The sequence below is a fragment of the Niabella ginsenosidivorans genome (genome assembly GCF_001654455.1).
Lineage (GTDB): Bacteria > Bacteroidota > Bacteroidia > Chitinophagales > Chitinophagaceae > Niabella > Niabella ginsenosidivorans.
This window is the reverse complement of the sequence record NZ_CP015772.1, coordinates 4,087,323-4,100,081: the sequence shown is the minus strand read 5'-3', so window position 1 is coordinate 4,100,081 and position 12,759 is coordinate 4,087,323. Positions and strand designations below refer to the sequence as shown.

At 44.6% G+C, this 12,759-nt stretch carries 12 protein-coding genes; 8 read left to right on the top strand and 4 right to left on the bottom strand.

All coding sequences use genetic code 11. The annotated features are described in order from the left end of the window. Positions 1-3 precede the first annotated feature (3 nt). Together A8C56_RS17335 and A8C56_RS17330 are read left to right on the top strand one after the other, a co-directional pair. Positions 4-894 carry a hypothetical protein gene (locus A8C56_RS17335; RefSeq protein ID WP_067758820.1) on the top strand — a complete coding sequence of 297 codons (891 nt, stop codon included), beginning with the start codon at positions 4-6 and terminating at the stop codon, positions 892-894. A gap of 135 nt (positions 895-1,029) precedes the next feature. After that, positions 1,030-1,926 (top strand): outer membrane beta-barrel protein, encoded by an 897-nt coding sequence (locus A8C56_RS17330; RefSeq protein ID WP_084490257.1) that lies wholly within the window; start codon positions 1,030-1,032, stop codon positions 1,924-1,926. Positions 1,927-1,933: 7 nt separating this feature from the next. On the opposite strand, the gene A8C56_RS17325 is transcribed toward A8C56_RS17330, so the two are convergent. After that, positions 1,934-2,515 carry a hypothetical protein gene (locus tag A8C56_RS17325; protein WP_067758815.1) on the bottom strand — a complete coding sequence of 194 codons (582 nt, stop codon included), beginning with the start codon at positions 2,513-2,515 and terminating at the stop codon, positions 1,934-1,936. 64 nt (positions 2,516-2,579) lie between these two features. Further along, positions 2,580-3,758 (bottom strand): DUF3298 and DUF4163 domain-containing protein, encoded by a 1,179-nt coding sequence (locus A8C56_RS17320; protein WP_067758807.1) that lies wholly within the window; start codon positions 3,756-3,758, stop codon positions 2,580-2,582. Positions 3,759-4,371: 613 nt separating this feature from the next. On the opposite strand from A8C56_RS17320, the gene A8C56_RS17310 reads away from it, so the two are divergent. Both A8C56_RS17310 and A8C56_RS17305 read left to right on the top strand, forming a co-directional pair. Continuing rightward, positions 4,372-4,692, top strand: coding sequence for a ferritin family protein (locus tag A8C56_RS17310; protein ID WP_067758801.1), 321 nt, complete (start codon positions 4,372-4,374; stop codon positions 4,690-4,692). Between the two features lie 649 nt (positions 4,693-5,341). Beyond that, on the top strand, positions 5,342-5,809 hold the full coding sequence (locus tag A8C56_RS17305; RefSeq protein WP_067758798.1) for a peptidoglycan recognition protein family protein: 468 nt from the start codon (positions 5,342-5,344) through the stop codon (positions 5,807-5,809). A gap of 474 nt (positions 5,810-6,283) precedes the next feature. Here A8C56_RS17305 and A8C56_RS17295 read toward each other — a convergent pair whose 3' ends face one another. Next, positions 6,284-6,655: a hypothetical protein gene (locus tag A8C56_RS17295; protein WP_067758792.1), complete on the bottom strand. Its 372-nt coding sequence runs from the start codon at positions 6,653-6,655 to the stop codon at positions 6,284-6,286. A gap of 67 nt (positions 6,656-6,722) precedes the next feature. Continuing rightward, entirely contained in the window at positions 6,723-7,181 is a 459-nt protein-coding gene (locus A8C56_RS17290; RefSeq protein WP_067758789.1) for a hypothetical protein, read from the bottom strand. A gap of 194 nt (positions 7,182-7,375) precedes the next feature. Here A8C56_RS17290 and A8C56_RS17285 point away from each other — a divergent pair, with 194 nt between their 5' ends. The 4 genes from A8C56_RS17285 (at position 7,376) to A8C56_RS17265 (ending at position 12,545) form a co-directional block, all read left to right on the top strand. Beyond that, positions 7,376-9,325 (top strand): tetratricopeptide repeat-containing sensor histidine kinase, encoded by a 1,950-nt coding sequence (locus A8C56_RS17285; RefSeq protein ID WP_084490256.1) that lies wholly within the window; start codon positions 7,376-7,378, stop codon positions 9,323-9,325. Further along, positions 9,312-9,950 carry a response regulator transcription factor gene (locus tag A8C56_RS17280; protein ID WP_067758780.1) on the top strand — a complete coding sequence of 213 codons (639 nt, stop codon included), beginning with the start codon at positions 9,312-9,314 and terminating at the stop codon, positions 9,948-9,950. Before A8C56_RS17285 ends, A8C56_RS17280 begins: the two co-directional genes overlap by 14 nt. 801 nt (positions 9,951-10,751) lie before the next feature. Next, complete coding sequence (locus A8C56_RS17270; protein WP_067758776.1) at positions 10,752-11,153, top strand: nuclease A inhibitor family protein; 402 nt, start codon at positions 10,752-10,754, stop codon at positions 11,151-11,153. A 15-nt stretch (positions 11,154-11,168) separates the two neighbouring features. Further along, positions 11,169-12,545, top strand: a complete 1,377-nt coding sequence (locus A8C56_RS17265) for a DNA/RNA non-specific endonuclease (protein WP_067758775.1) — start codon at positions 11,169-11,171, stop codon at positions 12,543-12,545. Positions 12,546-12,759: the final 214 nt, after the last annotated feature.

Below are 12,759 nucleotides of genomic sequence, written 5' to 3'. Positions count from 1 at the left end.
AAAATGAAAGTGGTAAAGAGTATAGCCCTTGCAGGGATAGTAATGGCCCCGTTTTTTCTGCGGGCCCAGGAGAAAACGGATAAAGATAAAACGGATACGAGTGAAATAACGGTAAAAGTCATTTCAAGAAAAAATAAGGACTCCGTTATTATAACCGGTAACGGGCAGCCGTGGGTTAAAGCCTCCCGCCAGCGGAATGTTGAAACCAGCTGGTTTGGCATTGACCTGGGTTTTGCCAATTTCGCTGATCACACAAATTACGGTAGTGCAGGTGCACAAGCCTATGCTCCCGGTTCAAACGCAAACTGGTTCGACCTCCGGTTTGGTAAATCAGTAAATGTTAACATCTGGGTGTTGACTCAAAAAGTAAACCTGGTAAACCATGTGCTGCATCTGAAATATGCACTGGGTATGGAATTGAATAACTACCGTTTTGAGAATGCTGTCCGGTTTAATCCGCACCCGGGCACAGATGCTCCGGATCCTGCTGTAGTGTATATGGATAATGAGCCTGACAGGAACTATAGCAAAAATAAGCTGGCTGCAGACTATGTAACGGTTCCGCTGATGCTGAATGTTACATTTCCTTCAAAAAACAGGAAAGTGGTGGAAGCCGGTAATAAAACGGTGAAAGTGAGGGCCAGCCGGGAGTTTGGATTCAGCCTGGGTATGAGCGCCGGTTATTTGTATTCAGCAAGAAACAAGACCATCACTTCTGATAACGGTAAACAAAAAGCAAAAGATAATTTTGAACTCAACCCCTGGAAGCTTTCCTATGTAGGTGAACTCAACCTGGGTTATGTAAGCTTATATGGCTCTTATGCGGTAAAAAGCATGTTTAAGCGTGGCCTGGATATGACACCCTATACAATGGGTATAAGGCTGGGTTTATAATGCCAGGTTTTTTACCGCCATACAACTATGTCCGTTGTCAGGGCTATTTTTCAAAAAGGCTGCTGTTCTATTTATCCTTACTTTCTTATCTTTAATAAATAAAGTAAGCCCTATTTTTGAGTAAACAGGTTTGTGATGCCATTATTAAAAATGACAGATAAAAGAAAAGCGCTATTGTTGCTCTTTATAGTTGCTGCACTATTTGTAAAAGCACAGGACGTACGGCCAGATACCCTGGTAATTGGTGGGGTAACAGTTATAAGAGACAACCGTCCCTTAGAACAGGAACCTAAAAAAGGATTCCTGAAAAGCCTTCATTCAAAAAAAAGAGTAAGAAAAGCAACTACAGAGTGGGGAATGATTGATATTGGAATGTCCAGTTTTGTAGACAATACCAATTATGAGGGAGCCGGCGCCCAGGCCTATGCCCCCGCAAGCAACAACCAGTGGTTTAAGACAAGAGGGTTTAAATCCCGTAATATCAATATCTGGATCGTTACCCAGCGGTACAGCCTCATCAACAGTTATGTAAATTTTCAATATGGCCTGGGGCTGGAGCTGAATAATTATTTCTATAAACAACCGGTAAGATATGACGCTAACCCGCCCGCCGTACAGGATCCACCCGTGGTTTCAATGGATCCCAGGGGGCTGACAACCCCACCGGAAAGGGTTTACAAAAAAAACAAGCTGGCAGCAGATTATGTAACGGTGCCATTGATGCTTAATTTTAATTTTACGCCAGACCGGCTATACCCGTTTGAGCTGAGCGCAGGGGTTAGTGTGGGTTATTTATATGCTTCCCGTAATAAGACCATTACTTCTGACGAAGGGAAGCTAAAAGCAAAGGATGCATTTGGCCTAAGCCCCTGGAAGCTTTCTTATGTGGCAGATGTAACGCTTGGCGTAATTGCCTTATACGGCTCTTATGCATTTAAAAGTATGTACCAGCGGGGGCTTGATATGACGCCCTATACCTTTGGGATCCGCCTGAGGCCTGCGGATCTGATAAATAAAGTGGAAAGCCGATAACCCCGGCTTATTGCATATTTACATATACAATTTTGCTCCGTTTTGATATTTTATTAAAAGACTTGAATTTTTGCCCCATATAATATCCGGCGCCAAAAACACCTGCCGCTATTGCCAGGTTGGTGCCATTCTGACCGGCAAACGGAGCTTCTTTACGGCCCAGGCTGTTCACAATGCTTAAAATAGCATAACCTCCGCCTCCAATTTTAAGTATTGCCCCCAATGTATTCAAATAACCTCTTCTTTTTAGTGTGCGGCTTGTTACAATGTTTTTAATATCCTTATAATAATAAGGGATTGTATAATTCTTTATTGTGTCCGGGATATATGTGCCCCATATAGTAGGCCGTTTAAGAACCTGGAAAAACTGAACAAATATGCTGTCATTTTTTATATGATCAATCGGGCCTTCATACTGTATTCCGTCAGCAGTTATAAAATTGATCTGCATACCCGGGTAATAATTGTCAATAGTTCTGCCGTTTTTCTTTTTTACTGAAATGTAATCGCTCATCCGGTTATGATCCGGCTGCGCTGAACCATACAGCGAAAACAACAGGCAGCAAAGGGTTGTAAGCAGTTTTAACATTACTGCTAAGATACTGGCAAATCAAATAGTGCCGGAAATGATTTTTGTTAAAACGGAACCAATTTTAAATGCCCATTCTTTGTGCAAACTCCGGATTGATGTAGGGTTTTAATTCCGCATAGGGGATCCAGATATCCACAGGCCCAACCGCATAAGCCGCAATTTCATAAGGCTGGTATAAAAAGCCAATGCCTTTTGAAGTAAAATAAAAATTGTTGGTCAGTGTAAGCTGGTTGTCAAACAGGATCTCTTTTAACGGCTTATCCGGCCCTAATTTATAGCTGATCCTGAAATATTTTTCCAGGAGGGGCACCAGTTGTGCCGAATCTATATTTAATATACTTTCACGGGTAAGGCGTTTTTGCTGTTTCAGATCAAAACAATAGAACGTTTCGTTATACATTCCGTGGGCACCGCCGGTATATACATAATTGCTGCTGTTTAAAACAGCATAGCCCTTATCATTATATATAAGGTTGGTGATCAGCTGCTGATCATAGTGCATCAATGAATAAGGAATATGCCCTGTATCATTACCCGCCGCTTTTAAAGTATCTATATCTTCCTTAAAATCCTGGAGAAAATTGCTTCCCAACCGTTTTATGCTGTATTGCAGCGGCGTTGCGGGGTCTGGCTGCAGTTCTCCTATAACCTCTTTTTTTATTACACTGCTGAACCAATCACCGTTTAAACCGGTATCAGAAGGCTGTAACAGTACCAGGCTGGTGTAGGCGGAAGGCGTATCAGTTTTAAAACCGGTAATTTTTACAGAATCAGTATATACCAAAGGGGTAAATGCCGCATACCCGGTTTGTGGCTTTAAAGATACGGGCAGGGACGTTGTTTTATCTCCGCCGATCCAATAGCCCGAGATTGCTTTACTGCTGATGAGCATATGCAGCTGTGCCTCTTTTTGCTCACCGTTTGTAAGGCCCCGGTCTGCAAACTCTGTAAAAGAGAGGCTGTCGTTTTTTAAAAGCGAATCTTTTTGAAAGAGCAGTTCAATTGTTTTTCCATGGTCTGTATAGGAATAGTTGATGTTATAAGCGGTGCCATATTTTACAACATGCATAATAACCGGCATATTTCCTATGGTCCCTTCATATTGCGCATAAAAGTTCTCCTTATCCCGCGTCTCCTGCGCGTTATCGGCAGCAGTTGGCGCTTCTTTTTTTTCATCTTTATTTTTACAACTATAAAGCGCTAACAGCAGGATGCTAAAAAAGAGAAAAATCTTTTTCATGAGTGGGTCTGGTTTTATCGGGTAACTTCACAAAATTAGGATAACCACCCTATTTATTGCCCCACTGCGCCGAAAAAGTTTTAAGCGTATTATTTTCAGTCAGCTTTACAGAAAGCTGTTTATGCCAAAGGCAGCAATTTATTATGCGTTTCTTTTTATAAAGCAGCAGCATACCATTTATTTAAAGATTATAAAAAAGAGTATTTTTTAAAATGGACTCCCCTATTTTTGATCTTGGGTTTGAGCGATCAGCCTCAGCCCCGTTCCCCCTCAATAAAGGTACAGGTTTGCCGCGATGGTAAAAATTTCAGCCGTGTTCCGCTGTAAAATCAAAAGCCCTGACAGAAACTGATAAAGACGGGCATCCGACTTGCCGTAAAGTGGCAGTAGCAGAAAATAACCGGTAAGCCCTCTGCAAATAGTACACGGGCATTACTGCCTGCAGAAAGAGCAGCGATGTTTTTTTATAGAACGCAGCTTTGAAAGACAGGAAGCCAGGTTTTAAGTATTCTGTTTTTTTATCCACTATAAGAATACAGAAAAATACTGCTAAAGATGGCCTGAACTTTGTATCTTACAGATCACATATTGTTTCATTAAAAAGTCAAAAACTATGGGATTTGATCAGTACCATGAACCGCCGGAAGAGCTGTCGCAACCGGTGCGCACCTTTGCCCGGATGATACAATCATTGATTGAAGAAGCTGAGGCCATTGACTGGTATGAGCAACGCATTCATGTGGAAAAAGACCGGGAGGCCAAAAAGATCATGAAGCACGCCCAGGAAGAAGAGTTCATCCATTTTGCTATGGACCTGGAATTCCTGCTGCGCAAGAAAAAAGAATGGCGCCTTATTATGAAAAATGTGCTGTTCAAGGAAGGCGATATTATCGAAAACGCGGAAAAAGCGGAGGATAAGGCAGAAGGGGAGTAACCTGCTATAACCATTCTGGTTCCGGCATCCTGTTTAACCAGGTTCAGTATAAATTTTTAGAAAACATATTTAAACACAGGCACGGTCAATCAGACTTTCATTTTGTAGGTTGGCTGTTTACATAATGCCCGGGTGAGGCAACCATAAAAGCGTTTCATTTAAGTTCATTCGGATGACAAGTTTTTTAATCGTCACCCCGACCAAACCTGCTTTCAGCGGGTGCGCAGAGGGATCTCATCTGTTACAGAGATCTCTCCGCTCGTTCTCCGAACTCGGTCGAGACGACGATCTTGTATGTTGTTGGATTTCAATACAATAAAATACTTGTCATTAACAGCGGGGCATGGTATGACCATTTACGCCCTGTTTAAGGGGGAAAACCGGATAAGGTAAGGGATCCGGCACCTGCAAACCTACTGCAGGCAGCTAATTTGCCGTAGATTTATCTTTTCTATTTTAACAGGTTATGCGTACAAAATTATTACTGCCGGCAATTTATTTGTTTTTTATAACCAGTTACCTTTCCTGCCAGGCACAAAAAAACAATACAGGAGCGCAAAATACACTGCCCATACCTGCAGTTAATCGTGAGTTCCGTGCGGCCTGGGTAGCTATAGTGGCTAATATCAATTAGCCCTGCAAACCTGGTTTGCCGGTAAAGCAGCAGAAAGAAGAGGCAATAGCGTTGCTGAACTTTTTGCAGGCGCACTATTTCAATGCCGCTGTACGGCTAAAAAATATACAAACCTGGTGTATGGGGCCTGACCGTAACTGGGCAGACATTCCTTATCATTACCTTATTGCACCCGATGGTACGGTTTATGAAGGCCGCAACCCGCTTACCACAGGTGAAACCAATACGGAGTATGACCCCGGCGGGCATTTGTTGATCTGTTTCCTGGGTAATTACGGGCAGCAGGAACTTAGCCCGCATCTGCTGGATGTGCTCATCCGGCTCATAGCACAGCTTTGCAAACAGTACAACATATCGCCGGAAACAATTTCCTCCCACCAGGATCATAGCAAAATAACGGACTGCTCCGGTAAAAATATTTATCCCTATTTTCAATGCGGGTATGTGAAAAATAGGGTAAAGGAGCTGCTGAAGCAGCAATAGCAGTAAAAACAAGCAGCCCGTCTTAATAATAGTGGCTCCGCCCTGGTATGTGCAGGCATGGGCCGGTAGTCCATTTACTGTTGTTGCTCCCGGTTCATTATGATACTTCAAAACAGAATAATAATAGAACGGGCATAATGCATTGCCTTAAGATTATTGGTTTATCAAATGGCTGTGATCTGTAATCTCTTAAAATTATAACCACAACCCCCGCCCGCTGCCGCACTGCCTGCACAGATATTATACATTGAAAATGTTCTGAGCACTTTTAAACGCCGGGTATATGTTTCTACCGGAACAAGGGCTATCCTGTGCGGGCCTCTTTTCAGCTGAACATAAATATTATTCTGCTGACTGCTGTCAAAAAACTGTTGTTGTGCATATACACCAGAGTTGCTATACAGCAGCATAAGGGTCAGGATCGTAATTCTTTTTAGAAAAGATTACGATAGTTTAACCACTATAATGCCTGTTTTATTTTCCCAGATCGGCTTTAACGGCATCTGCTACTTTTTGCAGTTTCAATAAGCCGGTTCCTACCTTTACAAAAGAGATGGTGATCTTTGTTTTCCCTTTTTCTTCTTTTACCGTTACATCTGCTACATAATAATCAGCCCTGGCATTTGTGGTGCGGGTGGCGGTAAACCCGGTTTTCTGGATGCTGCTGGTGGCAATAAATTTTTGCTTTAACAAAGCGTCCTTTGCTGCCTGTAAGGCAGCATCGGCAGCGGTATAGTTGGTCAACACTTCAATAACAATAGGGTCCTTACCGGTTGCAGCACTGGCTTTTATAGCAGGCAGTGTAAAAAATAAAAATACGGGAATAAGGAAGAGCAGCTTTTTCATTTGTTTTTATATTTAAATTGTTGTGCACAGATCTTATAATTGAACCCGGCGCACCCCTTTTTTTGCGCTAAAAGCTTACTGCTTTAGAAAATACAGGGTCCTGGTTTTTAACTATTTTTTCAGATCCTTCATCCTTTACGGTATTACCCACTTCAATTTTCCAGCTAACAGTGAATGGAGTATTTGCATTTTCAAATCCGCCAAATTCTATACCCCCGGAAAACACATCGCTTAGTGATTCTAAAACAATCGTTTTCCCGCCATTAAAATCGTCTGTTCCAACTTCAACTGAAACGCCTGTTTTCTTTACACCATTTACATTCCAGTCTGTAAAATGGGCATTTTGGTCATTACCGCTAATTGTTACACTAAAATAATCACCTTCTGCTTTTTTAAACTCGCTGGTAAGGGTAATGGTGGCCTTAACATGTTTGTTGGCCGGGGTGGTATCCTTATTTTTTGAGCAGCTGTTAAATAACAGGATACCGGAGGTTGCAACAGCCAGTAAGAACGATGTTTTTTTCATATTGTATTTATTTTTTTAAGTTTCATAAGAATTGATCAATACCTGATGGGGTTCTAATAATCAGTTCACAAAACTAATTACAGTGCAGAACCCCTGCAATGGCTGTAAACGGTCATTTTTGGGTATAGCTGTTTTCAGCTATTTTTAAAAATAGTTTTCTTACTTTACGTTTATTACTGATCTTGTAATCATAAATGAAAACGCTACTTGGCTTATTGATGGGCCTGATACCCCTGTGTAGCTTTACGCAGGAGTTTTATGGCCAGCGCTATACAGACAGCCTGGAGCATATTATTAATGCCCCTGGTAAGCCTGAAGCAAAGGCCATGGCCTGCTTTTACCTGTTTGATAAATGGCTGGATGCCGACAGTGTAAAAGCGGGCAAATACCTGAAGTTGGGAGAAAAGCTAAGCAGCAATGACCCTTTTGTGCATACGGTTGCCGGCTACTATAAGGCGCGGGAGATCAGTAACCGCCTGCCAGACGCTGCCATACAGCTGTTTTATACAACCGAAAAAAAGCTGGAAGCGGATACCTCCAACGAATCATTAGCTTACCGGTCAAAATGCTGGCGGGAATACGCCAAATTGTTTCATCTTAATAAGGATGATCCGGAAACTTACCTGAATACCTTATTAAATAATGCCATCCCCCTGGCGCAGCGCGCCGGCGACAGTTTATACCTGGGCAAGCTTTATACAGATGTAGGCATTGCCTTTAAAAACCTGCAGAATTTTCCAAAGGCCATAGAATATTTAAAGCAGGCAATTACTTTACTGGAAAAAACCGGCAACTCCTTTCCCTGCCTTGCATCGGCCTACCATACACTGTCTGAAAGTTACTCCCTATCCCTGGAGCCAAAGCCGGCGGAGCAGCTGCTTCAAAAAATGTACAACCTGTTACAGCCTTACCCGGATGATCCGGCATGGCTGGATTATTACGCAGGCAGGAGCATGCAACTGACCGTGGCGGAGCAGTTTGACAGTTCCCTGGCTGCGGCAAACAAAGGCATCCTGCTGGCCGGGAAATTGAAAAGGGTGTATCCGGGGCAACGGTTATTATTACAAAAATTTTATGCCCTTTATAATAAAAATGAATTTAAAAAAGCAACAGATGTAGGCTTGCAGCTTACCAGGAGCAAACCGTTTGTAGATATATTTGCCAACCGGATTTTAATTTACAATGCCCTGGCCTTAACCTATGCGCAATTAAAAGATTCCGGCAATGCTTATTTGTGGCTGCGAAAATACAGTGCGTTGAGTGACAGTCTTGCTAAAAGCAACCTGGAGGCTAAGGTGAGCGCCCTCGAAGTAAAATTCAGAAATGCGGAAAATCAAAAAAAGATCACAGCACTAAACGCCGCCAACATCAAAGCCACGCTGGATGCCAGGAACAGCAGGTTGTGGAATGCCATGCTGGGGCTTAGTACCGCCTTTTTATTTATTACCCTTGTGCTGGGATATTTATTTTACCGCAACACTAAAAGAACGCTGGCTCAAAAAGAAGCAATAAAAATTGCCCAGGCTATGGTGACAGCACAGGAAGAGGAGCGCTCCCGCATTGCACGGGACCTGCACGATGGTCTTGGAAGCATGCTTTCCGGCGTAAAGATCAACCTGGCGGCTGTAGCAGATGAGCAGCCGGCAACAGCGGTAAAAACGGCGTTAATGAAAGCAACGGATCAGCTTGGCAGCTCCATACAGGAGCTGCGGCAAATATCGCGCAATATGATGCCGGAAATGCTGCTGAAACTGGGGCTGGAAACGTCGCTCAAAGACCTCTGCCTGTTGTTACAAACTCCGGACCTCAGTATTCAATGCCATTGTGCCAATATTCAGCCTGCTATTCCCCCGCAAAAGCAGGTAACCGTGTACCGCATTGTACAGGAGTTGCTCACCAATGCAATAAAACATGCGGGCGCGCGCCATGTTTTGCTCCAGTGCGTTCAGCAGGCAACTACCTTGCTGATCACTATTGAAGATGATGGTAAAGGCTTTACCCATCCGCTGCCGGAAAATACCGGCGGCATTGGCTGGAAGAATATACAGACCCGCGTAGCGTATTTAAACGGCAGTATTGATGTAATGAACCTGCCGGGCGGATCAGGCACCTCAATAAATATTCAGTTAGATGTCAGCAGCTAAACAAACCATTGCTATAGTAGATGACCATCCTGTTGTACTGGAAGGGCTGGTAAAACTGCTAAACAAAGAAAAGAGTTTTGCGGTGGCCGGCAGCTTTGCAACTGCCGGAGGTCTTTTGCAGTTTTTACAACAGCAGTTTGTAAATATTGTTTTGCTGGATGTAGCCCTGCCGGATGGTAATGGTATGGAGCTGTGCCGGGAAATAAAAGCTCTTGCCCCCCAAACCATCGTGCTGGCGTTTAGTAATTATAATGAGCGGGGCGCTATTCTTAAAATGCTTCAGAACGGCGCCAGCGGTTATATATTGAAAAGCGCCGCGGCGGAGGAAATTATTCATTGTATGCATGATGCGCTGGCCGGCCGGCTTGCCTTTAGCGGGGAAGTACACAGGATCCTTTCCGTTACAGAGCCGCAAACATCCGCTCCACAGCCCGTTTCCCTTACAGCGCGGGAAAAAGAAATTCTGCAAATGATCGCTACCGGAAGCACCACACCGCAAATAGCCAAAACACTATACCTGAGCAAGTTTACGGTAGAGAATCATCGTAAAAACCTGCTGCAGAAATTACAGGTTAAGAATGTGGCGGAGCTGATTGCAGCAGCGGCAAAGCAGGGCATTATTTAGCGGGAGCAGCCCGGCTCCTTCAATATCACAAATGCACCAATCCGTGTTATTGTAAACAGCGCTTTGGCTGGTGATGCAGCAATAACGATGCCCATCTACATTGCTTTGGTTTGTATCTGCACCATAGCCGTCAAATTTAAGGGGTAGAGGAAGCGCTCATCAAATTTGCCGGCCGCTTGTATAAAGGCTATCGTGTGAAGACAGAGATTTTCTTCAAAAACTGGCAGCAACAGAATACCGGCGGATAATCCGGAACAACGGAAATTGATATTACGCCGCGCTGCGGCTCTGTGATGGTTTTCGATGGATGCTATATACATTCCCGGTGCGCTGCACCGGTTACCATACACATCGCTGCAGAGCAGCCAGATAGTCGTAGCAGCAAACAACCACATCCTCAAAAGGTGCAGCGCACCGAAATATTAAAAATGTGGTGGAGAAGGTGCCACCAATGACCGGAGAAAATGCTGCTGACGGGGCTGAAAATCTGATGCCTGTTCATGGAAGCGGTTTTTTGTTTCATGTATAAAAGGACCGGGGTTTTAGCATACTGATGGCTCTAAAAAACAAAAATCAAAGATATGAGGAAAAAAATTGCCCCTGAGGCAACCCGCAGGAACGTGCCCTTTATGCTAAGTTAACGGCTATGGCACAAACCATTTGCTACCCGTTTTAATAAAATTGTTGTCGGGCTATTATCATTCGCCGGTCTGTTTGGCAGGTTGTTGCAGCAGTAATCGTTCTCCTATTATATTTCTGTTAACATGTACCTGAGGGCGGCTATTTGCTTACTTTAGCCCTATGAATACAGCTGATTTTTTAGCCCGATTGCAGGAGCATACACAAGGTGTTCTTTTTATAAGTGAATCAGAATACCCGTTTGAGCCCCAAAACCTGGGGGTACTGAAGGGCGCTGCCCTGCCCGCTGCTATTGCAGCGCGTTCCGGTGCGCAGGCAGCACAGGTAAAAACCATTGATGCGCAACAGTTCCTTGCCAAAATTGAGCGCGGCGCAGACCCTGGTGATGCGCCCATTGCCGCCAACCTGCAAAAAATAAAAGCCCTTTTTGCATTTTTAACTACACAACTTACAAGCCTGCAGGTGTACCGGATAGAAGCCGGCGTACAGGTGCCCGTTTACATCCTGGGCACATTGCCGGACCAGACGGTTGCAGGTGTAAAAACAACCTCCATAGAATCATAAAACCCCTCCTTTATTATGAAACAAATAAATTATCTCCTGGCGCTGCTCCTGCTGGTAGCCGCCTACAGCTGTACCAAATACCCGCCTATAGATGTGCCCCCAACGGATAAGGACAGCAGCTACACTGTTATTGAAAGTTTTGAATCAGGCCGTAAAGCTGCCTATGCGCTTGCGGATGTGGAACTGCGGACAGGTTCCTGGTCCTTTAATGATGCCCTTATTGGCAACACGGCTGCCGATACCAGGGACAGTACCTGGTCTGTACGGTTACGGAACGGAAGCATTACCACCAATTTCAAAATTACCGGCCTACAGAAAGTATATGTGCTTTCAGCTACTTATGGAAACGATGGCCCTTCTACCTGGAACTTTCAAACCAGTGCGGATGGGCAAACCTTTACCAACGTAGGCAACCCGGTTACAGTAAGCAGCAAAACTTTTCAGCTGGATAGTTTTTTGATTACCGGCACCCAGCCGGTGCAGGTGCGTATCATAAAAACCGGTACCACCCGTGTTAATATTGATAATATTATTTTTTCCGGGGCTTCCAATAACCCCGGCTTCAGAGATCCGACGGATACGCTTCCGGGCGGTGGCGGAGATACTACCGTGCCCGCAGCCGGTCGGTATGTAACACCGGGGCCGGATGCACCACCGGCTACAGGCGATAATTCCAACCTGCTGTTTGGCAATCCCTCCAATGCAGATTCGGTGCTGACCCTGGCCGATAATTACCTCATTAATCAGTATTATTACATCGAATCCTACTCCAGCTCCAGGGCTACGCCCAACTGGGTAGCCTGGCACCTGGATAATACCAATACGACCGGTGTGGCAGACCGGCAGGATAATTTTGCCGCCTGGGCAGGCCTGTACAACGGCTGGTATAAAGTACAATCCAGCTCTTATATGGGCTCCGGTTACGACCGCGGGCATAACTGCCCCAGTGCAGACCGTACCAGCAGTGAGGAAGCTAACTCTGCAACGTTTTTAATGACCAATATGATCCCGCAAACGCCGCAAAACAACCAGCAAACCTGGAACAACCTGGAGCAATACATCCGTACCCAGGTGGCAGCGGGTAAGGAAGCCTATGTGATCATGGGCAGCTATGGCAATGCCGGCACTATAGACAATGGTCACATTACAGTGCCCACCAATGTATGGAAGGTGGTGGTGTTCCTGGATAACGGGAATGATGACCTTTCAAGGGTAACTGCCAATACCAGGGTGCTGGCCGTAAACACGCCCAACACCAGCACGGTAAGCTCCGACTGGAAGCAATACATTACCACGGTGCGGGATATTGAAACCGCAACCGGGTACAACCTGCTTTCCAGGCTGAGCACCGATGTGCAAAATGCTGTTGAAACACAAAAAGACCCCGGGTAACTTTAACACGGCTGTGCTTTCTATAAATCAGGCGGGCTTTTTTAAAGGGCCCGCTTTTGTTTGGGACTTGAAAACAGCTACTAATATCGCACCGGTTTCATTTTTATTAAGATGCCCACAGCTCTGGATAGTTTGTGCGGACACAAACCACGGCAGTGAAGGCCCGCTTTTTTATTTTAAAACGTCCGAAGGTGGGCCTTTCTGTTGTGATTGT